The sequence below is a fragment of the Cupriavidus sp. FW305-F7 genome (assembly GCF_058782875.1).
Window position 1 is genome coordinate 43,852 of sequence record NZ_JBYSYC010000045.1, and the last position, 23,162, is coordinate 67,013.

23 protein-coding genes and 3 pseudogenes are annotated in these 23,162 nt (G+C 61.1%); 14 read left to right on the plus strand and 12 right to left on the minus strand.

Features of this window, described 5'->3' with window-relative positions; all coding sequences use genetic code 11:
- The first annotated feature begins 624 nt into the window (after nt 1-624).
- Nucleotides 625-1,740: an H-NS histone family protein gene (locus tag AC3WL8_RS31540; RefSeq protein ID WP_492379605.1), complete on the plus strand. Its 1,116-nt coding sequence runs from the start codon at nt 625-627 to the stop codon at nt 1,738-1,740.
- Nucleotides 1,741-2,130: 390 nt separating this feature from the next.
- Here AC3WL8_RS31540 and AC3WL8_RS31545 read toward each other — a convergent pair.
- A pseudogene (locus AC3WL8_RS31545) lies at nt 2,131-3,045 on the minus strand (Tn3 family transposase); the annotation flags it as partial.
- A 570-nt stretch (nt 3,046-3,615) separates the two neighbouring features.
- Here AC3WL8_RS31545 and AC3WL8_RS31550 point away from each other — a divergent pair.
- The 7 genes from AC3WL8_RS31550 (at nt 3,616) to AC3WL8_RS31580 (ending at nt 8,715) form a co-directional block, all read left to right on the plus strand.
- Nucleotides 3,616-3,954, plus strand: coding sequence for a hypothetical protein (locus tag AC3WL8_RS31550; RefSeq protein ID WP_492379626.1), 339 nt, complete (start codon nt 3,616-3,618; stop codon nt 3,952-3,954).
- On the plus strand, nt 3,908-4,009 hold the full coding sequence (locus tag AC3WL8_RS31555) for a BBE domain-containing protein (RefSeq protein ID WP_492379606.1): 102 nt from the start codon (nt 3,908-3,910) through the stop codon (nt 4,007-4,009). The genes AC3WL8_RS31550 and AC3WL8_RS31555 overlap by 47 nt, the downstream gene beginning before the upstream one ends.
- Nucleotides 4,010-4,482: 473 nt before the next feature.
- A complete protein-coding gene (locus tag AC3WL8_RS31560) occupies nt 4,483-5,388 on the plus strand; it encodes a DUF2242 domain-containing protein (protein WP_492379607.1) in 906 nt (301 codons plus the stop codon).
- Between the two features lie 247 nt (nt 5,389-5,635).
- Entirely contained in the window at nt 5,636-6,028 is a 393-nt protein-coding gene (locus tag AC3WL8_RS31565) for a SpoIIAA family protein (protein WP_114136426.1), read from the plus strand.
- 460 nt (nt 6,029-6,488) lie between these two features.
- Entirely contained in the window at nt 6,489-7,859 is a 1,371-nt protein-coding gene (locus tag AC3WL8_RS31570) for an APC family permease (protein ID WP_492379608.1), read from the plus strand.
- 284 nt (nt 7,860-8,143) lie between these two features.
- A complete protein-coding gene (locus AC3WL8_RS31575) occupies nt 8,144-8,413 on the plus strand; it encodes a type II toxin-antitoxin system ParD family antitoxin (protein WP_211983340.1) in 270 nt (89 codons plus the stop codon).
- Nucleotides 8,410-8,715: a type II toxin-antitoxin system RelE/ParE family toxin gene (locus tag AC3WL8_RS31580; protein WP_492379609.1), complete on the plus strand. Its 306-nt coding sequence runs from the start codon at nt 8,410-8,412 to the stop codon at nt 8,713-8,715. The genes AC3WL8_RS31575 and AC3WL8_RS31580 overlap by 4 nt, the downstream gene beginning before the upstream one ends.
- Nucleotides 8,716-9,022: 307 nt before the next feature.
- Here AC3WL8_RS31580 and AC3WL8_RS31585 read toward each other — a convergent pair whose 3' ends face one another.
- Nucleotides 9,023-9,280 carry a hypothetical protein gene (locus AC3WL8_RS31585; protein ID WP_492379610.1) on the minus strand — a complete coding sequence of 86 codons (258 nt, stop codon included), beginning with the start codon at nt 9,278-9,280 and terminating at the stop codon, nt 9,023-9,025.
- Between the two features lie 955 nt (nt 9,281-10,235).
- Here AC3WL8_RS31585 and AC3WL8_RS31590 point away from each other — a divergent pair.
- From AC3WL8_RS31590 to AC3WL8_RS31600, 3 genes are read left to right on the plus strand one after another with little or no spacing between them, the layout of a single operon-like run.
- Nucleotides 10,236-10,832 (plus strand): hypothetical protein, encoded by a 597-nt coding sequence (locus tag AC3WL8_RS31590; protein WP_492379611.1) that lies wholly within the window; start codon nt 10,236-10,238, stop codon nt 10,830-10,832.
- Nucleotides 10,829-11,095, plus strand: coding sequence for an RES domain-containing protein (locus tag AC3WL8_RS31595; protein WP_492379612.1), 267 nt, complete (start codon nt 10,829-10,831; stop codon nt 11,093-11,095). The genes AC3WL8_RS31590 and AC3WL8_RS31595 overlap by 4 nt, the downstream gene beginning before the upstream one ends.
- A gap of 18 nt (nt 11,096-11,113) precedes the next feature.
- The gene (locus AC3WL8_RS31600) at nt 11,114-11,491 is read left to right on the plus strand and encodes a hypothetical protein (RefSeq protein ID WP_492379613.1); all 378 of its coding nucleotides are present in this window, start codon (nt 11,114-11,116) and stop codon (nt 11,489-11,491) included.
- A gap of 288 nt (nt 11,492-11,779) precedes the next feature.
- Here the strand turns inward: AC3WL8_RS31600 and AC3WL8_RS31605 are convergent.
- From AC3WL8_RS31605 to AC3WL8_RS31615, 3 genes and pseudogenes are all read right to left on the minus strand, one after another.
- A pseudogene (locus tag AC3WL8_RS31605) lies at nt 11,780-12,048 on the minus strand (LysR substrate-binding domain-containing protein); the annotation flags it as partial.
- Between the two features lie 24 nt (nt 12,049-12,072).
- Nucleotides 12,073-12,231: pseudogene (locus AC3WL8_RS31610) on the minus strand (diguanylate cyclase domain-containing protein); the annotation flags it as partial.
- A gap of 61 nt (nt 12,232-12,292) precedes the next feature.
- Nucleotides 12,293-12,883: a TetR/AcrR family transcriptional regulator gene (locus AC3WL8_RS31615; protein ID WP_492379614.1), complete on the minus strand. Its 591-nt coding sequence runs from the start codon at nt 12,881-12,883 to the stop codon at nt 12,293-12,295.
- Nucleotides 12,884-13,044: 161 nt separating this feature from the next.
- Here AC3WL8_RS31615 and AC3WL8_RS31620 point away from each other — a divergent pair, with 161 nt between their 5' ends.
- Both AC3WL8_RS31620 and AC3WL8_RS31625 read left to right on the plus strand, forming a co-directional pair.
- A complete protein-coding gene (locus tag AC3WL8_RS31620) occupies nt 13,045-13,293 on the plus strand; it encodes a hypothetical protein (RefSeq protein ID WP_492379615.1) in 249 nt (82 codons plus the stop codon).
- Between the two features lie 130 nt (nt 13,294-13,423).
- Nucleotides 13,424-13,903, plus strand: coding sequence for a nuclear transport factor 2 family protein (locus AC3WL8_RS31625; RefSeq protein WP_492379616.1), 480 nt, complete (start codon nt 13,424-13,426; stop codon nt 13,901-13,903).
- Between the two features lie 299 nt (nt 13,904-14,202).
- On the opposite strand, the gene AC3WL8_RS31630 is transcribed toward AC3WL8_RS31625, so the two are convergent.
- From AC3WL8_RS31630 to AC3WL8_RS31655, 6 genes are all read right to left on the minus strand, one after another.
- On the minus strand, nt 14,203-15,066 hold the full coding sequence (locus AC3WL8_RS31630) for an IclR family transcriptional regulator (RefSeq protein WP_492379617.1): 864 nt from the start codon (nt 15,064-15,066) through the stop codon (nt 14,203-14,205).
- A 91-nt stretch (nt 15,067-15,157) separates the two neighbouring features.
- Nucleotides 15,158-15,454 (minus strand): DUF1330 domain-containing protein, encoded by a 297-nt coding sequence (locus tag AC3WL8_RS31635; protein ID WP_492379618.1) that lies wholly within the window; start codon nt 15,452-15,454, stop codon nt 15,158-15,160.
- Nucleotides 15,455-15,465: 11 nt separating this feature from the next.
- Nucleotides 15,466-15,921: a cupin domain-containing protein gene (locus AC3WL8_RS31640; RefSeq protein WP_492379619.1), complete on the minus strand. Its 456-nt coding sequence runs from the start codon at nt 15,919-15,921 to the stop codon at nt 15,466-15,468.
- Between the two features lie 47 nt (nt 15,922-15,968).
- Nucleotides 15,969-17,045, minus strand: coding sequence for an NAD(P)-dependent oxidoreductase (locus AC3WL8_RS31645; RefSeq protein WP_492379620.1), 1,077 nt, complete (start codon nt 17,043-17,045; stop codon nt 15,969-15,971).
- Nucleotides 16,979-18,523: an acetolactate synthase large subunit gene (locus AC3WL8_RS31650; protein ID WP_492379621.1), complete on the minus strand. Its 1,545-nt coding sequence runs from the start codon at nt 18,521-18,523 to the stop codon at nt 16,979-16,981. The genes AC3WL8_RS31645 and AC3WL8_RS31650 overlap by 67 nt, the downstream gene beginning before the upstream one ends.
- A 41-nt stretch (nt 18,524-18,564) precedes the next feature.
- Nucleotides 18,565-20,016, minus strand: coding sequence for an aldehyde dehydrogenase family protein (locus AC3WL8_RS31655; protein WP_492379622.1), 1,452 nt, complete (start codon nt 20,014-20,016; stop codon nt 18,565-18,567).
- 269 nt (nt 20,017-20,285) lie between these two features.
- Here AC3WL8_RS31655 and AC3WL8_RS31660 point away from each other — a divergent pair, with 269 nt between their 5' ends.
- Nucleotides 20,286-21,290: a Bug family tripartite tricarboxylate transporter substrate binding protein gene (locus tag AC3WL8_RS31660; protein WP_492379623.1), complete on the plus strand. Its 1,005-nt coding sequence runs from the start codon at nt 20,286-20,288 to the stop codon at nt 21,288-21,290.
- Between the two features lie 778 nt (nt 21,291-22,068).
- On the opposite strand, the gene AC3WL8_RS31665 is transcribed toward AC3WL8_RS31660, so the two are convergent.
- Entirely contained in the window at nt 22,069-22,941 is an 873-nt protein-coding gene (locus tag AC3WL8_RS31665) for an MBL fold metallo-hydrolase (RefSeq protein ID WP_492379625.1), read from the minus strand.
- Nucleotides 22,942-23,162 lie beyond the last annotated feature (221 nt).

Here is a 23,162-nt window from a genome sequence, read left to right on the forward strand (position 1 = left end):
ACGATGATACTGGCAACCTCGGCGCTGGCCGGCGAGCGCTACATAGAAGTTTGGAACCCACCGGAGGTGCGCCGTTCGGCCGCGAAACCCCCAAAGCCATCGGCACGCAAACCGAAGAAAAGTCGTGTGGGTCCTCTTGCAACCGGCCGGACGCGTCGAGTGGCGGAAGTATCAACGTTACGGCCGGCCACAGCGGCAAGGCCGGGCAAGCCGACATTCAACGACATTCCGCGGCAGATGACGCCAGAGGGCAACGTGCTTCGTGTGGCAGGCGGCCAGTCTAGAGTTGACATCGGGCGCTGATGCATTTGATACGGTCGCGCCCCCAAATTCTTTGTGAGTCAATCACTTGCGAAAGGATCGACATTTTCGATAGAAGGGACCTGGTCAGCCTTGCTGCGAGCGGCCGAGGGAAGCCGACGAGACCTTCCAGTCTCTCTATTACGCCGAGCCCGAGGACGTCGAATACGACGAGTCGGTAGAAAGGTCCCGAAGTCGTACGGCGTTAATTGGGCGCGAGAATTCGTAAGGAAGGATTGGCGCAGGCGAGAAGCGAACGACACGCAAGAGACAAGGTCTCACCGTCCATGGGATTAGGAAGCGTCTGCACCTGCAGTGACTTCAATGAAGGAGAACGAATTGGCCCCAGAGCAAGTGGTTGAACCCCTTGTCGCGAGCAATGCGACGGACGGATTTGGTCAGATGGAGCTTCCCATCGCTGAGGCGATGCGCGACGCGGGTCCCGTCATTGGTGAATCCAGTGGTGCATGCGTCGGTGGTGGCAGCGTTGACACTCAGGCCCGACGCTTGGACTTCTGGTCGACAAGCCGGGATAGCGGCCCGACGGCGACCGTGTCATATCGGCGCCGGCGGCCTTACGCAGCCCCGGACGCTTCAACGGAAGAGGTGGCATCGGAAGAATCGCTGGAAGCCGCCGCCTCGGAAGCGTTGACTGAATCTGACGCGCCGGAAGCGCCCATTGAAGCCATGCCCTCGGAAGCGACCACTGAAGCCGTGGCCGAAGCTCCGGTTGAAGTCCTGGCCACGGAAGAACCGATGGAAGCTGCCGTCCAGGACGAACTGACCGAAACGGCCGCCCCGGTCGCACCGCTTTACGCCCCAGCTCCGGAAGCTGCGCCTGAAAAGACGCGGGCCCCGAAGCGCGGTCGGAAGCCGAAAGCGCTCACCGAAACTGCCGCTCCGGAAGCCGTGCCGGAAGGGAGGCGAACCCCGAAGCGCGGTCGGAAGCCGAAAACCCGAGCCGAAGTTGCCGCTCCGGAAGTCACGACTAAAGAGACTCCAACCCGGAAGCGCGGGCCGAAGCAGATAACACTGCCTGGAGTGGAGGCTCCCCCGGAAGCGCCGACTAAGAAGACGCAAACCCGGAAGCCGCGACAGGGGCAAAAAGCGCCTACCGCAACCGAAAGCCCGTCCCAATCCTCACTGCTCGCTCAACTGGCATCTGTCAATGCGCAACTTGAGCAGTTGCGAGCCGCGGAAGTGCCAAAGGTCGTGAAGGAGATTCAGCAGTTGATGCAGGAGTACGACCTCAGCATTGAGGACATTGCGGGCAAGCCCAGTGTTAAGCCCGCTGCCCGCGCTGTTCCGAGCAAGACGAAGGCCGCGCCGCCTCCGAGGTACCGCAACCCCAAGACGGGCCAGACCTGGTCGGGGCGCGGTAGGGCTCCCGCGTGGATTGGCAAGAAGCCCGAGCGTTTCCTAATCGAACTCTTGTACTGAACGACAGGTTGGCGGGCGCGGCCGGTCCGCCCCCATTCTGACTAGCAAACTCGACAGGTGCTTTATGGCGCGCCTGTTGGGTCGCCACGTAGGTCTCCCTTTGTTTTCGATGCAATTTTCCGGGGTAGCAGGCCCAAGCATTCATGCGGGTTTTCGGCTGGTGCCAACAAGAAATCCACATAAAATCAAATCCACAGATACCGATCGCAGCATGGACTTGACGGTAGGGGAAGGGCGGTCAGCCTCCTAAAAGCCGAGTCGGAGTCGACGAACGGATGACGCCAAGTGCTCGCCGGAGGGCGAGATGTATGCCGCCTGGAGCGGCTATCGCGGACCCAGAGGTATCAGGTCTTCTGTACAGACCGCTGAGCCGCTTTCAACGCAAAATGGTTATGCCGTACGCCACTGCGACGGCGAGTCCGACTGGAACGCCGCGGTGGGCATGAGCCGATGCGCATAGCGCGCGATGGGAAACTCAAAAGTGCCCCGCAGATTGATCCCCTCGAGATGGGTGGGACCGATATGCCGAAGGTCCTCAGATCGAGTCGTCTCGCTGCTGATCCTCTCGAAGATGTCCCAGCCGCGTTGCATGTGCATCGTATTCCAAGCCATGACTGAATTGGATAGCAAGGTCAAGGCCGATGACACTGCCGCCAGCGACGCGTCATGGCGCGCCAACTCGATCGGTATCTTGCCGGAATGGATCGCCCGCTGGAGAATGTGCACCGCTTCTCCGCGGTTCAGCACGTGCTGCATCTCATGGCGAAATGCGGTATTCGTAAAATAGTCGATCAGGAAGATCGTACGAAACAACCGTCCGAGGTGCATGCCGGCCTCATAGACTGCCTGTCCGCGCGCCGCCACCCCAAAGCGCGAGAGTGCCTGAACTGCAGTGCATTGCCCGCTTTGCACGGACGCCGCAATCCGCACCAGCTCGTCCCAGGCGGACTCAATGAGGCTCAATCGAACATCTGCATCGATGACGGCAGCCAGTTCGCCAGGCACATTATGATGCCTGGGAATATGCAGACGTCTGTCGCGCAGGTGGGACAGTCGCGGACAGAGATCGAAGCCCAACAGCCGTGACAGACTCATCGCGAAATCTGTGAAGCCGTGCGTATCCATCGCAAGTTGCGCTACGTCTTCCGAGCCGCCTTGTCGGATCACGCCCTCAATCGCTGCGCCGGCCTGGCGCTCATTCGGCAAAATTGGCTGATCATAGAAGATGCCCCATCGATCGCGAACGTGAGTGTACATCCCGATTGATGCTGTCCGCCGGCGCGGGTCAGCCCGCGCTTTCCAAACCGGCGTCTTCTTGTCCTCGCTCCCTTACAGCGACAGAGCCCGGATGTATTGGGTCTGGGTCTGATCCGCAAGCTTGCGCATCCGCATGTCTTCGATCATGCGCTGGCGTAGCGGGCTGATGGTAGGCGTCGCGACTGACATGGCTGTGCTCCTGTCGAGGCTCGAGGCGAATTGCCTCGGTCCTCAACATAGGAAACAGCGCTGGCGGTTGAGTCACTTCGCGCTTGGCCGGAGGGTTACCGCGCGAGCGGTTTAGTCCCCTGGCCTGGAAGCGACTTCCGTCAGCCGCAAGGCGGTCGGCCCTTGCCGACTGGACCAAGGCGCGGCGATAAGGTTCGATAACGTTGTCCCCACGCGCCGGATGAAGCGAGGAAGTCGGGCCAGACCGATCCGGGCCTTACCGGCTGCCCTTATGCGGATGAAGTGCTGCTGCCAGCACTACGTACGCTAGGCCGATTTGTCGACCAGGAAAGTCTGTAGCCCTCTTGCCCGCGCCAGACAGCGCACGCAGAGCGCTGACATTGACCGTGCTTGCGCGTATTGGCAAGACTGGCAACGGAGGGCTAACTAATGAAAGATCGACACCACGATGACGCGATGGCCGAAATGTTCCGCGAGGCCACTGCTGATTTTGCAGCAGGTTGGGGGGCGATTGCCCGGGTTCCGAGGGCGGAGACACGTTACGTAAACCGCGATGCGCTCTACGACTTCCACCCCATCTCGATCTGGGACGATCCGGCAGACGATGAAGCGAATGTACGGTGGGCGCGTGAAGCGTGGGACGCTATCCGGCCGTTCTCGACGGGCGGGGTTTATGCGAATAATCTGGGCGATGAGGGAGAGGACAGAGTAGGGGCCGCCTATGGGGGAGAACTACCAAAGGCTCGTCGAGATCAAGAACAAATATGACCCGGCCAACTTTTTTCGTCTGAACCAAAATGTTCGGCCCGGGCCGATGGCTTAAAGAATCTCTGACGGCGGCGGTGGCCATCCTGGCGTGCCGCCGCCTGCCACGTAACGCCCGGCAATGGCGAACCACAAATGGTGCTTTCGTTCCGATTTGAAGGCCTGAAAGGGCAGGCGAGCGATAAACAGAGATAGGTCCTGTTCGAGCGGCGCAATGGGTCGGCCAGAGACAGTGAGCAGCCGGCGAGGAGCGACCCAGCGAAATCGCGCTTAAAGTTTGTACTGAAGCCAGCCGCGTAGAGTCGGACGGATCCGCTCTGCCAACTCATTCCGGTGGCGACCACCACGCGGAAGTCCGCGCGCGTGCGCTCGGAACCCCCGGTCAACAGAAGAATCTATATTGACGGCCCGGCCAAGCGAGATTGCGTCGCCACAAACGCGACCAGATGATAATTACACGGCACATGCGGCGGCATCGTCCCGACCGCGCCTCGCGGCGCGTCAAACGGCCGTGCGCTTTTGATTGACGTCATGCTCCACCGATTCCGCCAGTTGTCCGTTTTGTGCGCGATTGCCACCGTCTCGTCGGCATGCAGTTTGAGTTCGGCGCCGGCGCCGACGCCGCTCTATCAGCAGGAGCAGTTCGACACAGCGACAAGCCCATACGCGCGCACGTTCAAGGCCAATTCCGACGCGACTTGTGAAGCCGCGCGCCGGGCGCTGCTGAGCCAGGGTTATGTGTCGAGTTCGCCCCATCCCGATACGATCGATGGCAGCAAGAATTTCCAACCGAGCAACGACACGCACGTCGTGATCGCCTTTCACGTCGTCTGCGCGGACGCGAACGCAGATGGCACGTCGAGCACCGCCTATGTGAACGCGGTACAAGACCGCTACGCGCTGAAGAAGACCAGCACGTCGGCCAGCGTCGGCCTGAGCGTGCTCGGCTCGCTGTCATTGCCGATCGGCTCGGGCAGCGACTCGATGGTCAAAATTGCGAGCGAGACAATTCCGGCCGGCGTGTTCTACGAGCGCTTCTTCAATCTGGTCGACCATTTTCTGAAGGTCGATCCGGTACGGCGCGACCGTGCGACGGTGAAGGCCGCGGAGAAGGCGCATGTTGCGCCGCTGCCCGAGCCCGCGCCGACGCATCCGGGCGAGCCGATGAAGATGACGACGCCCGCCGGGCCGACGCCGCCCGCCCCGCCCGTTCCGGTGCAGCCGCCCGCTGTAGCACCTGCACTGGAACCGGCACCGGTTCCAGCGGCGCCGTCGCCTTCGCCGACGTCGAGGGCGCCTAATGGATCACCGGCCACTGCAGCACCCGCGGCGAAACTCGACGCTACAGCGCCGATGGCCGGGTCCGCACCAGTTGCACCAGCCACACCGTTTGCACCGTCCGCGCCACCTGCCACGGGCGTGAGCGGCACGAACTGAGCGCAGGCCGTGAAGCGCCGCTCGACAACCTTTTTCTTGTAGCCGAGGTGTAGCTGGAAGCGCACCTGGACAAGACAGGAGATAACCCCGTGGTACGGGACGTGCATACGGATCTTGTAAGCTGTCTTGCCGCTACCGGACCCTGCATATACGGTGAGAGAGGGACGGGAAAGACAAACGAGGGAGGTCTGGAACTGGCACCGCAGGTAGTTACAATTTCTGCGGCCACTGGCGGGAGGAAGCAGTCATGATCGAGATCCTGAACGGCTTTCCAGACAACGTCGTCGCGGTCAGCGCCAGCGGCGAGGTTACGCGGGAGGACTACGAGAAGGTGCTGATGCCCGCCGTCGACGCGGCAATCGCACGGCACGACAAGGTACGCATTTACTACGAACTCGGACCCGGCTTCGCCAGGATGGCGGTCGGCGCCATGTGGGATGACTTCAGGCTGGGCGTGACGCGCTACCTTCACTGGGAGGGCATCGCGGTGGTAACGGATCTCGACTGGATCCGTCACGCCGCCGATATCTTTCGATTCCTGGTGCCGGGCCATGTCAGGAGCTTCCAGATGGCCCAGTCCCGCGAGGCACGGGACTGGATCTCCGGTTCGCTCGATACGGCAGGCACGCGCGCTCGCTGAGCGGGGGGCGCATTTCACCTCTAGGATGCTGTTGAACTTGTCCGTCTGGGTCAGGAGGCCGGTGTCCGGGAGCACGAGAACGGGCCCCCGCCGCCTGCGTTTGCCAGGCGGATGCCGTGCGTTCACCGCTGGAGCTCATCGCGCTGAACTGCTGCGTCAGGTAAGTGCCGGTGTTTTTCACCTGCTCCATGATTACGTCCAGCTGTGTGAACTGCGCGCGATAGTTGGCGATCCTATCGTTGACACGCCTGGCGTTGCCATGAAGTCATACGTGGCTTTATTGCCGGCCTTAGAGGCGACTGGAGGTGTCTTTCCGGCAACGCAATCTCTACTGCCAGTTCGCATTGATCGGTTTGCGAGCTGAAGAAATGGCAGCCTTGGAGGCGCAATGAAGCTTGCCAGCACATCACGCACGGAGCAAAAATTGGGGCCATCAATGGTGACCGCGAGTCGCACATCCATGGACGAACCCGCCAAGCTCAACGCCGATTCGCTGGGCATCGTCGAATCGGTGATCATGGGCATCGCCGGCACCGCGCCCGCCTACAGCATCGAGATCACGACTTCCACAATCATCGGGACGGCTGGCACGTTGTCACCGGCAAGTATCCTGGTGTGCGGGCTCATCATGTTCGGCATCGCGTACGCGTTTATCAACATGAATCGTGCGCTGGCGAGCGCCGGTACCTCCTATTCGTGGGTGAGCATGGTATTCGGGCGTGCGCTCGGCTTCTTTGCCGGCTGGGCGCTTCTCGTACTGTGCTGCGTGTTCATGGTTTCCGCCATGATTCCGGCGGCAAATGCCACGCTACTCATCTTTGATCGACCAATGATGAATAACGTGCACTACGTGACGCTGATCGCCGCCGCGTGGCTCACGTTTGTCAGCGCGGTGGTCGTCAAGGGCATCAAGCTCACCAGCTACGTGCAGGTGCTAATGACGATCATCGAGGGCGTCATCCTGCTCGCGATCATTGTCGCGAGCTTCTTCACGTTCACACCTGCGCCGCAACACCCGTTCTCACTGGTCTGGTTCTGGCCCTTCGCGTTCTCGCCCGAGCTGTTCGCCAACGGCGCATTGGTGGCAATCTTCTTTTTCTACGGCTGGGACGTGACCATGAACCTCAGTGAGGAGACGCGAGACTCGAACCACATCCCGGGTCGCGCCGCGTTTTGGTCGATGGTATTCTTGATGGTGTTCTTCCTCGTCTTCATCGTCATCACGCTGCTCGGCCTGTCGGATGCCGAGATCCAGCACTACAACACGAACATCATCTTCGCCATCGCGGAGAAGCTCTTCGGGCCGACTTGGGGCTACGTCTCGATCATCGCGGTACTGCTGAGCACGGTGGGAACGGTCGAGACGCAGATGCTGCAGTTCACGCGAACACTCTTTGCCAAGAGCCGCGACGGCGCACTCCACCCTCGCTATGCGCGTCTGCATCCGCGTTGGCGGACGCCACACATTGCTATCTTTTTCATCTGGATCACGGGGCTCGCGCTGCTGTTCGTGTCGTCTTACCTGCCAACCATCAACGTCATCCTGCAGGATTCGATTACAGCCATCGGCTTCCAGATCTGCTTCTACCTTGGGCTGACCGGGCTCGCCTGCGGCTGGTACTACCGCAAAATGCTGGCGCGTGGATTGTGGCTTGCCGTGAGTCACGTTATCTGGCCGGCGGCAAGCGGACTTTTCCTCTTCTTCATCGCGCTTTACAGCATTCCGACCTTCGACTGGGTCACCAATTTCGTCGGTATAGGAGGCATTGCCATCGGTGCCATTCCGCTACTGCTGAACCGCAAGAAGATCTGGGTGACGCCAGCAGCCTGAGCCGGGTCGGTGCAGCGCATTGACCGCAATGGTCACACGAAGCCGCCGCTCGAATGGTCGCATGACGGTGAAGGCAAGCGGCAGTAACTGGCCGGCTACTGACGTTGCCGTTTCGCTATCTCTGGATCGATAAGGCACGATAACCGGGCCTTCCCGGTAGCCCTGTCTGAGGTGCATCCTTATTCCACTTTTCGCTTGGAAATTTGATAACTATTATCAAGAACGGTACACTTCATGACATTCGCCGTGCCCTTGCGCCCAATCCTGTCTGAAGAGGAGCAAATATGATCAGTGCCGACCTTGGACAACAACTCGAGCGCTACGTGACCGAACTTGTCGCTTCGGGCCGCTATGGCTCAAAGAGCGAAGTACTGCGCGAAGGCGTGCGTCTGATTCAAGACCGCGAAGCGCAACTGACGGCGCTGGACGCGGCGCTCGCGCAAAGCCTGGCCGAGGCAGACGCGGGCCGCGGCACCGACGCAGCCACCGTGTTCGACCGCCTCGAGGCCAAATATCGCGCCGCGGCAGGCAGAGCGCCCGGGCGCGGCGCATGATCGTCGTTCGCCTGACGCCGCTGGCCGAGGCCGAACTCGAAGCCATCGCCGACTATATTGCTCGCGACAATCCGCGTCGCGCGCTCTCCTTCGTGCAGGAGTTGCGCGACCGGTGCCTGTCGTTCGCAGACATGCCGCTTGCCTTCCCGCTGGTACCCCGCTATGAGGACCGAGGCATCCGGCACCGCGTACACGGCAACTATCAGATCTTCTACCGCGTGCTGGGCGATCCGCCTGCGCGAATCGACGTACTGCACGTGCTGCACAGCGCCCGCAACTATGCCGCGCTGCTGTTCGACTGACGCCGCCCGACCTGAGTTCGGCGAACAACTCTCCTTGTCACCGGTAACTCGCTTCGCGGAGGTTTATCCGAGCGCGGACGTCGGGCAGCGAAGCGACGCGACCTCAAATGTCTACGCAATGCGTAGACAATCAAAGTGGAGGGCGGTGCGCCATGATTGACTCTGCCTGGATCGCCCAAAGCGCATGCGTTGAACGCATGCCAGATTTGAACATAACGTCCGTAGGGCGATTTTTTGCTGTTTGCTCGATGATTATCTTCGATGTGTGGGGCAGTCCTGGACAGGAGCCGTCGAAGTCGTTCGCCCCTCAATCCGCCGTCGTCGAGCAGGACTTGGAAAGGGGAGCAAAGTCGAAATGGGCGGAGGCGTATATGGCATTGCACGCCCATACTTCTTCGCCGTTCTTGTAGAAGGTGACCCATTTGCCGTCGCTGAGGCAGTGGGCGCCAGGGAAGACTTCGTCATGGCCGTTCGGGCCGTCTAGCGGAAAGGGCGCATGCGGCGTGGCCCAGTAGTGGCCGCCCGGGAGGGGCGCGATCGCTTTTGGGGACATTTTCGTCAGCATCGCAGTGTGGTGTCACGCAACGCGCTCTCCATCACGCCGCGGCGAAACGGAGGCCGTGTCAATCCTGCAACGGCGTGGCATCGTCTTGTGACATCCTCGTGTCGTCTCGCTACCAAATCACCTCCTGCTATCCGGTGCGATTTCCATGGCACGATACCTTCAATTTGTGGCCCACGCCGTCTGCATTGGCGCCATCATTGTGATCGTCGCCGTCGTCTCCCGGCAAGTATATCTGCGCAGCGCCGCGGAAGCCGGCATAGCCGGCGCGGATGAGGAACCTGCGTCAATGATGTTGATCCTCTGCGAGACGATGCACAACCGCCTTCACAACCGGCACAGTTCCGCAGACACTGCGGATGTTGACGAGCAGCCACGCGCGCGTTGTAGGGAGTCTTGAGTTCGGACAATGCCTGATCAGTCCGGCAGTTCACGCGGCTTGCGTGACGCTGGCGGGCTGTTCAATTCTGGAAGCAAGCGTTGATGATTTTTGGCTTGCATCGTCGCCACTTGGATGACCCAAACTCGCGCTGTCGCATAGGCGAGGGTGACCTACCGCTTTGCTGCCACGTGGAAAAAACCTGGCCTCTGGTAAGCGAAGCGCCCTTAGCGAGGGATTTTCGCCAAGCCTGGGCGCGTGCGAGATGCGCTACGGTCACGAGCAATGTGATCTAAGAGGTATATCAGCGTTATCACGCACCCCAAGTCTACAAGCTCTGCGCCGGGGGGATGTATCCCTTTCGATACGCCGACTCTCGCTACGAGCTACAGAAGGTTGGCGTCAGGATTCATGACCATACACCGCCGTATTTTTCTTCGCGCGCGTCTCACCGCCGGCCCCGTCCGATTCGAAGCTGCTCAGCTTCCGATTAGCCGGGCCCGCGCTCGGCGTGCGGCATCCTCTGCGGCAGCGCGCGAGCAGCAACACGCCACGCCCCGTGAGCTAGTTGAGACCGCTGTGGCCCTCGTCAACGACGCGTCCCGTGAGGTCGCGTTGTCCGTCGAGATCCAGCACGAACTGGACGCTGCACTTGGCAGGATCGTTCGCATCTTTGCGATGCCGAATCGTCCGTTCCGCGAGCGTCATTCTGTGGCTGCCGGGGAGCCCGTGGCACATGCCGGCGGGGATGCACATTCCGATCCGCTGCAGGAGGCGCGCGAGCGTGGTCGACTGGCAGCCGCACTGGAGTGGGAACAGCCGGAGAACCTGTCTCTTAAGGACGCCGCGCTTTATGCGGGACGTTCGGACCGCGCCATCAACCAGGACCGCCAGGCGGGTCGCCTCTATGCCCTCGTGCTGCCGGGGGGGCGCGAGCGAGGGTTTCGCTATCCGTCGTGGCAGTTCCACGTCGATTCCGAGCGGCTGGTCGCTGTGCTTGCACCATTCGTGGCTGCGGGAGCGAGCAGTTGGGTTATCCATAATTTTCTGCATCGCCCGCAAGAAGGCCTGGAGGGACGCACGCCGGCGGATTGCATCGCCGACGCAGCGGCCCCGATAGACGCCGTTGTGCGGCTCGTCGACGCGCGGTACCGCGACGAGCAGGGCGCCGCATGACCTTTAGCGCAGAAGAATTGGGTTGTCCGCTGCCGCCAGCCGACCTGGCCGATCGTCGACTTGCCACAAAGATGCTCGATCTCGAGAGGGTAGCGCTCTGGCGGATCCATCGCGCGCACCTGGACCCTATTTACTACAACCGCCGCGCGCCGGGCGTGACCCATTACCGGTTCGATGCGGCAGGCGGCGAGTTCGGCGTCCTCTATGCAGCTCCCAGCTTTGCTGCGTGCATGGCCGAAGCGGTCATCCGGGAGCCCTTCTAGGGACAACGTCTGCCGCTAATGCTCGATGAGCATGAACTGAGCAGCCGATGCGTTTGCAGGCTCGCCGTGGCCGATCGCCGGCCTCTCGTGCTCGCTGATCTTACCGGTGCGCTGACTGCCCTTGGCATGGACGCTCGAGTGTTTTCGGTCACTGACTACCTTGGCCCGAACCTGTGGAGTTCGGCATTGCATGCGGCATTTCCTCGGATCGACGGCTTGTATTTTCAGTCGCGCCTGGCGGGTGAGCCCAGCGTCGCGATCTTCGATGACCGTGCCCCACTGGTGCCCGCAGGCATGCCAACCCCGCTGTCCGACTTTCCCGAATTGGGCCCCTATCTGACGGCCAATCTAATTGGCCTAGCGCCAACCGACGACGATTGGGCGTCGAACGCCTAGCGCGGTCAGGCGACGTACAGCGCGACCCTGGAGCCGGGCGGCGGTCTGACTGGGTCCACGCGGTTTTCGTCACGCAACACCAGGGTTTAGACATAATTGCCGGGTACGGTCGCCGGCGAGAGGTCTTCGTCATCGGGGGGGCAGGGCGGTGCGGCAAGTCGCGGATCTCCGCCCCTCTGTCCGTCGTCTCTTCGCGACCCGTTGCAGCCGCTCCATGAGCGTTGCTTGAGTGGCCGAAGTAAGCCCCTAGCGGTCGTCAAACTCGAAAGGGCCGTTCTCTGGCGCCCGCTATCCCTTCTCTTCAAGCGACTTATGAAATTTGCTTACCAGGAAGTCGATGAAAGCGCGCGCGCTGTCTGATTACGGCGCTGTGAATAGTAGACAAAGAGGTCAGCCGAAGGCAGCTTGAACTGTGGTAAGACGACTCGCAAGCGGCCGCTCTCCAGATACTTTGCCAAGTCCCACTCGGAACGGATCAGGATGCCGTGCCCATCAAGAGCCCAGCCGAGCACAATATCTCCGTCGTTGCTGGACGGGACGCCGCCGACCTTTACGCTTACGTGGGTGTGCAGCACCCTGCGGACCATCGCCGCCGACCCGAAGCACCTCGGCGCCCAGATTGGCGCCACCCTGAGTGCGCCCTGCAGCGCGGTGTGGGGAAGTCCCATTACGAACTCTTTGCCGCCAAAGCGAGCAGAGATGTCGCTTTGGCGAAGTGAGGTTTGTAATGTACGGGCCATTTGCTATGGGGCCATAAGCAGCCTGCGCGGGCGCGGTACGTTTGCTTTGGTTTTATCAGTGTCAGGCTGCTTTGGCCCTGCGCCTGGTTGCTGAGGCACCTTCTTCGATTTGCGCCATAACGCGCTTGCCAGAATCAATCACCTTAGCATCGTGCGTCATCTGATAGCGCACGATCATGCCTTCTATGCAGATCATCGCATCTGCGGCGACGGTGGCAGGTGACTGCAGCCCGAGGCGGCCAGCGAGCTCGGAAATGTACTGCTCCAATGAGCGCTTATGGGATACGGCCTGCTGAAGGTGTCCAGGGTCTCCCGTCGATCCGGCTTCGGCTACCACATTGATGAAGGCGCAGCCACGAAAGTCTTCCTGGGCGAACCACTCACCCAAGGCTTCTGCGAGGACGGCCAGCTCGGCACGCTGCCCAAACCGAGCCTCCACCTCTTTGACAAACCAGCGCATCCAGAACTCGTGACGCCGGTCCAGGACCGCCGCAATGAGTTCGTCCTTGGAAACAAAGTGCCGATAAAGCGACATCTTCGCGACGCCTGACTCGGCAATGATCTTGTCGATCCCCGTGGCACGGAACCCTTCCTGATAGAACAAGCGCACTGCAGTTTCCAAGATCCGGTCGCGTGCGGAAGGCTGTGACATTTCGACCACCTTTTAGGCCAAATCGATGTTTCGAGTATTCCAAACAGACCTGTCTCTGTAAAGGGCACTAGAGACTATGAGTTTCCTTGACAGACAGATCTGTCTCTACTATCTTTTAGATACAGACCTGTCTACCTCAAAATGGGCCCAAGGAGACTGTTATGCGCCATTCCCATCACCAAGTCACCCTCCTTCATCAAGCGTTGCAAGCGGATAAATCGAACCTGGCCACATGGCGCTGGTACAGCGATCTGGTCGACAACCAACGGCTGGCGGTTCGCCTCAATGCAGACCAGTGGGTCGTCGCAATTGACGGTAGCGACTTTGCGTGCGCGGAAGGCCTGTACGCGGCCGTGCGTTGGGCGCACATCATGACGCACTCGGGCGGTTACATCACGTTCGCGGCGTAAGCAAGCGGATTAGGAATCTGCCTGTGCACGGGCTAATCGCGACACTAAGCTTTTGAAAACCCGCAGCACTGCTCTTATCAACCCTTCGCCCGATATCGGGTCTTCATCCACCAACCACAGAGGTGATTTCATGTCGACTAACACTGAACTCCGTCCGCCGCTTCCCCCTTTCACACGCGAATCCGCCATCAAGAAAGTGCGCCTGGCCGAGGATGGCTGGAACACCCGCGACGCTGCCAAAGTGTCCCTCGCGTACAGCCTGGATACTCGATGGCGCAACCGTGCTGAATTCGCAAACGGCCGCGATGAAGCCCGAGCGTTTCTTGAGCGTAAATGGTCGAAGGAGTTGGAGTACCGTCTCATCAAGGAGCTGTGGGCGTTCACGGATAACAGGATCGCCGTACGTTACGCCTACGAATGGCGTGATGATTCAGGCAACTGGTTCCGGTCCTATGGCAATGAGAACTGGGAGTTCGGCGAGGACGGTCTGATGGTGAATCGCTACGCTTGCATCAATGATTTGCCAATCAAGGAAGAAGAGCGGAAGTTCCATTGGCCGCTCGGTCGTCGTCCAGATGATCACCCCGGCTTGTCGGATTTCGGCCTCTAATAGCTAACCGTTTCGCTTCGATTGGACAGGTCGATAGGGCGCCGGGGTCTGCTTCCGGATGTTTGAGCCGTTGCTGACGACGGACTTTTTCATCACTGGAGAGGCGGAGCAGCGCGGACGCCGGCAAGGACCTGCCGCCGCCATCTGGTCGGCTCTTCCCTTCTCCGCCGGTCGGCCGGTCCAATTCTTGTGACTGAAGCCGCGACAAGAGCGGTCGCACGGGTCGGTGTTGCGACCGTCGCCCGCAAGTTAGATGCCAGGTTTTGGCAGACGATCAGGTGGTATACAGGAGATCAGGCTTATGTTGTCGGATCAGCCAATGAAGAGGCGAACGACAGGTTGCTCCCGCAAGACCGCGAGATACTCACGCTTGCCTCGACCAGCGCTTTGATTGCCTTTGTCTTGATGCGCCGGACATCTGGGCTTGCGCCGATTAGCGTCAGACACGCGACTGCCTCGTTCTGAACATCGAGAATCGGCGCGCTCATGGCTGACAGTCCTGGGATGAGAACCGATTCCGCTTCGTCGTATCCGACTCGCCGGATCGTCAAAAGACGCTCAAGCAACTTCACTGGCGGCTGTTCATGGTTCTTCGAAACGGCCAGCTCGATCAGGTCATCCCTGACCTGATCGGGGGTGAAGGCGAGCAGTACGCGACCCGTGGCCGAGTTCGTTAATTGGAATGTCGAGCCCACCGATAGCGTGGTAATGAACGGCACATAGCTTCGCTCCCATCGAACGATGGTGGGGCCGCGATCGCCGAGCACGCACAGCAGGGCGGGCAATCCCGTGCTGGCTACTAGCTGTGGCATCGCTTCGCTGGCGAGGCGCAGATGATCAACACGGGCGAGGGCGGACGCGCCGATGCGTACCGCCGTCGGCCCAAGGTCGTAGAGACCAGTGACTTCATCCTGTACTGCGAGACCGCTTGCCGTTAGGCTCGCGAGATAGCGATGCGCGAGGCTGTTTGGCATGCCGATGGCGCGCGCCAGATCTCGGAGGGGTGTCGCCTTACCCGCCTCGACAAGCGCAAGAAGAACCTCCGTTGCCTTGTCAGCCGACTGAATCCGGCGCCGTCCTCCGCCATTGCCGGCAGCAGTCGGTGGCAGGTCGCCCGCCGGCACCGCCGATGGTTCTGCGATGGTTTTTTTTGCTTTTGTCAAAGCCGTCGATACTCCTCTCGGAAGGGGGCGAACCTCGGATTCCGGGTGCGCGAACGACTTTTGAGTTTATCACGGGCGATGACACGGGCATTCAGCCTGCTCCAGGCAAGCAGATGACGCGCGCGTCGGCATTGCGCAGACGCAGCGGCAGAATGCGCTGATAGTCCGTGGAGGTGTACCAGGCTTCGGCCTGCTCAGGGCTCGCGAACTCCAGAACCACAAACGTCCCCGTTTTGGCGTTGCCCTCGAGGACGTTGGGCGTGCCTCCCCGAATCAGGAACACGCCACCATAGGAATCCAGCGTGGGCTGGACCTTGCTGGCGTACTCATCCCACTCCGCACCGGGCGAATGGATGTCTACTTCGGCAAAGATATAACCTTTCGTCATGTCGTCTCGCGTCAGAAGGATTCGTTGAAGTTCGCTGGCGGGTCGCAAGCCACCGTTCCCATCTTTGCCGGAACCGAGACTTCGAGAAGCTCGAGGTCTGGGGAGATCGCCAGCTCGTTGTGCTTGAGTCCGCCAGGGATCAGGAGCGATTCTCCCGCGCTGACGCGAATATGGCGGCCGTTTTCGAAGACCAGGTCGACCCAGCCGCGCAGTGTGTAAATGAACTGCGAATCGCAGAGGTGATAGTGCCACCCGGTTTGCTGCATTTCGCCCGTTGCAAGAGTTATCTGCGCGCGCATGCGGCCATCCGTGGCAGTCGTCACGCCCAGGTCCCGATACTTGAAGAATGAGCGGCGTCCCGGCACCAGTGGCGCCGTTTCGGGCGTGGCATAGGAAAGCCTTTGCGCAAGCGCTTCGGCGCCGGCAATCGACGTGGTGGAATGAATGTGTTCGGTGGATGAATCCATGGTCTGCTCCTTGGGTGTTGTCGTTGTTAGATTTACTGATTGGCGGGTTACCGACGTGGTGCCCCGCGTACCAGCACGTTGGCGCGTTCTTCCACGCTCTTGATGATCGAAGTGAAATCGTCCTGGCTGCGTCCTTCTTCCATTGCCGTTTGCCAGACGCCCCGGGCCTGCTCTAGAACGCGCGCCGGGACGCCCAGATTGCTGGCCTCTGTGATGGCGAGCTCCACATCCTTTGCGAGGATCGACATGTGTGCCCCGAAGTCGAACGATCCAGGGAGGGCGAAGCGAGCAAGTATGTCTGCTGCCGCGCTCTGGCCGGTGCTGGATTGGATGACGTCGGCCATGGCGTCGGCGTTCAGGCCTGCTTTGGCGCCCATCGCCAACGCCTCCGATGCAACTGCCATGTTGGCGGCCAACATGATGTTGTTCACCAGCTTCATCGCCTGTGCCTGGCCGGGCTGGTTGCCCAGGTTGTGAATCGTCTTCGCGATGCGAGCCAGCGAGGGCATGGCGCACGCAATGTCATGGCTCCCGCCGGCCAGCATGATGGACAGCGTGCCCGCACGCGCGGCGGACGGCCCACCACTGACTGGCGCGTCCACCGTGGCGATATGCTGACGCCGAAGTCTCTGTGCGATGGAGGACACCGCAGTCGGACCGATCGTCGACATCTCGACGTACGTATGCAGCGCGTTGCCGGTCGCCACGCCGTCCTGGCCGAAAATCGCCGCTTCGCACGCCGCCTGGCTTGGCAGGCAGGCCATGACGATGGCGGCGGCATCCGCCACCGAACGCGGACTGGCATGCGCCACCGCGCCAGCGTCCACGAGTCGCGACACGGCTTGCGGGTTGGGGTCGTAGACGTGCAGTCGGCACCCGGGGTGAATAAGCCGCATTGCCATCGCGGCACCCATGTTGCCAAGGCCTAAAAAACCGACGTGGGTAATCTCGTTCACGTTCGTATGTCTCCATATCTGGGTAGATTTCCGCCCACCGCGTCTAGCAGTTGGTGCCGCGCGCGGCGTGCTTCGGGTAACGTTGCAGTGCCGGCCTTCACTCAGATCAACAGTTCGATCAGGAAGGGGCCGTCCTGACGGAAGCTCTGCCTCATGAGGTCGGCGCACTGCTCGAGCGTCGTTGCGCGTGCTGCCTCCACCCCCATGCCGTTGGCAAGCCTGACCCAGTCGAGGTTGGGATTCGACAGATCAAGCATGCTCATGGCCGTGGACCCCGGTGATGCTCCGACGTTCTTGTACTCGCCGATCAGGATGTTGTACTTGCGGTTGGCCAACAAAATCGTCGTACAGGGGAGTCGTTCACGTGCCTGCGTCCAAAGCGACTGAAGCGAATACATCGCCGAGCCGTCAGCCTGCAGGCTGATGACCCGTCTGGAGCCCCCACAGGCCACCGCCGCGCCGGTTGCAACCGGGAGTCCGTCGCCAATGGCACCGCCGGTCAGTGAGAGCCAGTCATGTGGTGCTGCAGCGTGGGTGAATCGGTAGAAGCTGCGGCCATACGAAATGCTTTCGTCCGATACGATCGCGTGCTCCGGCATCAAGGCGGCGATCGTCTGGGCCAGCCCTTCCGGCGTGGGTGCACCGGTAACGATCTCCGGGCAGGGCTGCGCGGGCGGCATATCGACCACTGGAGCGTTCAGCGCCTCCGCCAGCGCGAGCAGGGCCGCTTCGGGATGCTGGTCGACGCGCGACAAATGATGGATCTGGGCTTCGCGCGGATACTGGAGGGACGGCTTGCCGGGGTAGGCGAAGAATCCGACTGGTGGCCTGGCGTTGACCAGGATGATGTGCCGAAACGATGCCATCATCGTGATGGCTTGATCGGTGTTGTAGGGCACCCGCTCGATCGGCAGACGGCCTCGTCCACGCGAGACCCGCCCCATCACGTACTCGTACTTCAGGGTCGCGCCCGTCGCGCTGGCAATGCGCCAGGCGAGCGCCTGCGCTTCGGGCAGCGCGCATTCGCCGCCAAGCAGGATCAGCACGTCATTGCTGTTCTGGCGCAGAATGCGCGCCGCATTATCGACGGCAAATGTATCGATCGATGGCGCTGACGGTACGGGCAATGCGCGCGCGGCAACGCCGCCCGAATCCCAGGACGTATCGGAAGGCAGGATCAGTGTGGCGATCTGTCCAGGCGCGGTGCGCGCAGCGGCTGCCGCCGCGGCCGCATCACGACCGACGTCGGCTGCGGACTGGCTCGTGCGGACCCATGCCGATACTGCGCCCGCAAGCGCGGCCGTATCGGCAGTGAGGGGCGCATCATACGGGCGGTGATAGGTCGCCTGATCTCCCACGATGTTGACGACCGCGCTATTAGCGCGGCGAGCGTTGTGAAGGTTCGCCCAGCCGTTGGCAAGTCCCGGGCCGCAATGCAATAGCGTGCTCGCGGGCTTCCGAGCCATGCGGAAATAGCCGTCGGCCATGCCGGTAATGACGTTCTCCTGCAGCCCCAGCACGCACCGCATACCTGGAATCTGATCCAGGGCCGCGACGAAATGCATTTCGCTGGTGCCGGGATTGGCGAAGCAGGTATCGATGCCCGACTCGAGCAGTGTGGTGACCAGACTTTCGGCGCCATTCATGTTGTGTGTTCTCCGGTTCGATGAAGGTGGGTCGCGTGGGGTCAGCGCGAGCGGGCAGGATCCGTCCAGCCGGAAACCGCCTTGGCTTCAAGAAACTCCTCAATGCCCCAGATCCCGCCTTCGCGGGCACGTCCGGACGCCTTGATGCCACCGAAAGGAGATCCCGGTGCGCGCGGCCTGCCATTCATCTCCACCATGCCTGAACGCAGCCGGCCCGCGACGCGGCGGCATCGTTCGTCATCGGTCGATTGCACGTAATTGGCCAGCCCATACGGCGTATCGTTCGCGATGGCGATCGCCTCTTCCTCGGTGTCGAAAGGAATGATCGAGAGCACAGGGCCGAAGATCTCCTCGCGGGCGATGGTCATCTGGTTGGTCACGTCCGCAAAAACGGTTGGCCGCACGAAGTAGCCACATTCGTGCGCTTCGGGACGCCCGGGGCCGCCTGCAACAAGTCGCGCGCCCTCCGCAATGCCTGTCTCGATCATCTCCCGGACTTTCCTGAATTGCGCCGCCGAGGTCAGCGGGCCGAAGAACTTCCCCGGCGCGTGCGCCGCCTCGGCCGCGAAATTCACAGCGATTTCCCGGGCCTCGTTGACTACGCGCGCATAGACCGAGCGCTCGACCAGCATGCGGGTAGGGGCGTTGCAGCTTTGGCCGGTGTTCTTGAAGCAATGGAGCACTCCGCGTCTGACTGCATCCGCATCCGCGTCGGCAAAGACGAGGTTGGCCCCTTTTCCGCCGAGCTCGAGCACCACTCGCTTGAGCGTTTCGGCTGCGGCCTTTGATATGGCGACGCCGGCACGGGTCGAGCCCGTGAAGCTGATCATGTCGATATCGGGATGGGACGACAGGCGCGCGCCGACTCCCGTCCCGTCCCCGTTCACGAGATTGAACACACCGTTCGGAAAGCCGGCTTCCTCGATGAATTCGGCAAAGAGCATCGAGGAGAGCGGCGCGATCTCGGATGGCTTCAACACGACGGTGCATCCGGCCAGCAATGCGGGCACGACTTTCAGCGTGACCTGATTCATGGGCCAGTTCCACGGGGTGATGAGGCCGGCGACGCCGATCGGCTCCATCAGGATCCGATCGTTGGGTGCATGCGTGCCGAGGGAACGTTCGAACGAGAATGTGCGAAACGCGGTAATGAAGTTCCTCATGTGATACGCGCCGGCGCCGACATGTTCGGCGCGCGCCATGTCTAAGGGCGCGCCCATCTCCAGGCTGATCATCCGCGCCATTTCCACGGCGCGTCTTTCATAGATCTCCAGCAGGTGCTCTACCAGCCGAAGGCGCTCGCCCCGGCTGGTACGAGACCAGCCTGAGAAGGCTTGCCTTGCCGCCTGCACCGCGCGGTCGGCATCGAGCGCATCGCCGACAGATATCACTGCGCAGGGTTGTTCGGTGGATGGGTCGATCACCGTCAGGTCTTGGCGCCGTGCGGGCGTGACCCACTTCCCATCGATATGAAACTGTCTCTTATCAAGCACGTTGTCTCTCGTTGATTTGCGTTGCGGCAGGCCGACCGGCGCAGGGCCGCTGCCAATGAACCGAACGGTAGAACATCGAAATCAGATTGTAAATAGGGTATCGACGTTATCCATAGGATAATTATAGAAAAGGTGGCGCAAGTGGCGCTTCCTCCATAAAATTATCCTATGGATAACCATAGAACCCTATTTACAACATCGAACGCTCCGTCTATGGTTCGTTCCGACGGTCGCTTCCGACCGCAAAGACAACCCAGGAGACAACCACCATGACCCACCGCTTCAGCCCCATTTCTCATTTCCGTTCACGCCGCGCGGTACTGGCGCTGGCTGCCGTCATGCTGGCTGGTGCAGCGTTTCCGGCCGCGAGCCAGAGTCCCGCGTGGCCGGCACGGCCCATCCGCCTAGTGGTCGGTTTCGCTCCAGGCGGCGGAACGGACGTGATGGCGCGTGCGATTGCACAGTTGCTGAATGAAGCACTGGGGCAGACAGTGATCGTCGAAAACAAGCCGGGGGCGAGCGGCAACCTGGCGGTCGGCGAAGTCGTGAGGGCGACGCCGGACGGGTACACGTTTCTGATTGCCCCCACCTCGGTTGAGACGGCCAACCCATATCTGTTCAAGTCGAATCTCGTCCCGTCCCGGGATCTAACGCCCGTCATGGCGATCGGACGCGCCCAGATGTATCTAGTCGCCCGTCCAACGCTTGAGGCCAGGGATGCCAAGCAGTTCATCACTTTGGCGAAGTCGCAACCGAGCAAGATCACCATCGCGTCGGCCGGAACCGGGACGGCACCGCATCTCGCCGCCGAGCTATTCAACCAGAGCATCGGCACGTCGATCACGCAGGTGCCGTACAAAGGCTCCGCCCCTGCGCTGCAGGATGTGATGGCCGGTCAGACGGACGTCGTATTCGACCCGGGGATTGGCTTCCCCCACATCCGAAGTGGCAAGGTCAAGCTGCTGGCAGTGGCGAGCGAGAGCAGGTCGCCGTTCTTTCCGGACGCACCGTCATACGCGGACCTGGGCATCCGCAATGCGAGTCTTGATGTCTGGTTCGGTGTCTGGTCACCGAATAAGGTCCCGGCCGACATCAGCGAGCGCTTTTCTGCGGCGTTAAAGAAGGTATTGGCCTCGCCAGTGCTCAAGCAACGGTTCGCGCAACTCGGCGCCGAACCGGTGCCACTGGACAAGTCAGCTTTCCGAAACCTGCTGACTGACGAGAGCAGGCGGCTGTCAACGCTGATCAAGGAGCGCGGGATCGTCGTCGAGTAAGCACCTCAGCGGCCTCCCACCTCGGATTGTCCCGGACCCCTGCGGCCCGATTCCATATCGGCTTCCAGCAACCGGTCATCCGTGGCCGAATGTTCATCGCGGACTACAGCTTCTCCAGGCGGACCGATGTGTATCGGCTACACGCGTAATGTGGCATTGAACATTTATTCCGCCGCGATCGGCTACACAAACGGCTATTACCTCGGTACAGACAAGGATCACATGTTTGAGGTGGCGGTCGGCGTCAGGCACAAGTTCTGAGCGCGCCGGGAGACCGGCAAGCAAAATAGCGGGTGCCCGTCCACTAGGATGAAGGAATGGAGCCATAACTCGGACATCGACCTGGTTCCTTAACACCCGGAGCTTGCAAGGACGTCTGCGAAGGCTCAGGCGTTTTCTGACGTACGCATCAGTCGGATGTCCGCTCCGGGGAACGAACGTCGCGCAGAAGTAGGCCGGGAGCTTGGGCATGAGGATCTTTTGGATGGCCGCAGCTAAGCGTAGAGACGCCGTTCGGGGCGTGCTGTCGACCGTCGCTTCCTGGCCGGCTACTGCCGTTGCGCTCCCGCCAGACTCGCAAACAAGGGGGGCCGCTGCGCGCGTGTCAGGATGCTCGTGACGCTGGCGTTTCCGGGCCTTGGCAATAGGGCACGATAACGTTGTGCTTATCAAAGCCCGGATGTCCCTTATTCGGTTGGCCCGAAGGTCAGCGGTGAGGGCAGTTGGTCCGTTTCATTCTTTTCCAGTCTCTACGGCGCTAGCGAAGGCATTCCTACCATCATGGCGCGTCGAGTGGAATTTTCAGATAGCGCACGCCGTTGGATTCTGGCGCTGGGAATTCGCCGGCGCGCATGTTGACCTGCACTGAGGGGAGGATCAGCGCGGGCATCGGTAACGTGGCATCCCGCGCCTCGCGCATCGCGACAAATTCCTGCTCAGGGATGCCATCGCACACATGGATGTTGTTCGCGCGCTCGTCCGCTACCGTGGTCACGTAGCGTAGTTCCCGGCCGCCAGGCTTGTAGTCATGGCACATGTAAAGGCTAGTCTCCGGCGGGAGGCTCAGCAACTTGCCAATGGAACGGTAAAGAGTGCCTGCATCGCCGCCCGGAAAGTCGCAGCGGGCGGTGCCATAGTCGGGCATGAATAGTGTGTCGCCGACGAAGGCTGCCATCTCGTGGCCGTCGCTGTCGCTGATCACATAGGTCATGCAGGCCGGTGTGTGGCCGGGCGTGTGCATCGCCCGCGCCTGCAGGCTACCGATGGCAAAGGTATCGCCATCGTTCAGTAGCCGATCGAACTGGCGCCCCTCGCGCGAGAATTCCGGCCCGGCATTGAACAGCTTGCCGAAGACCGTCTGTACTGTGGTGATCTGGTTCCCAATGGCGGTCTGTCCACCGAGTCGCCGCTTTAGATATGGCGCGGCCGAGAGATGGTCGGCATGGACATGAGTTTCCAGAATCCATTGCACGGTCGCGTCCAGTTCCTGCACGCGCGCTACCAGCCGGTCGGCGCTGGTGGTGCGGGTGCGGCCGGACTTCGGGTCGTAGTCGAGCACGCTGTCGATAAGGGCGCATTGCCGGCTTGAGCTATCGAGCAAAATGTAGCTTAGAGTCCCGGTATTGGGGTCGAAGAAGGCGTCGACTTCCATAGAAGACGAGGAATTTTGGGCTGGTGTCATCGTGGGCTTATGATCGGAGCGCCGTGAAATGGCGTCTCCGTGTGCCGGCGCAAAGCCGGCGTTTTCAGCAGTCTGCTTACGTTGAGCGCAAGAGCGGTCAGGGATCTACGCAAGCGCCTTGAACATGTCTTCGACCACCTTCTTGGCGTCGCCGAACACCATCATGGTCTTGTCCATGTAGAACAGCTCGT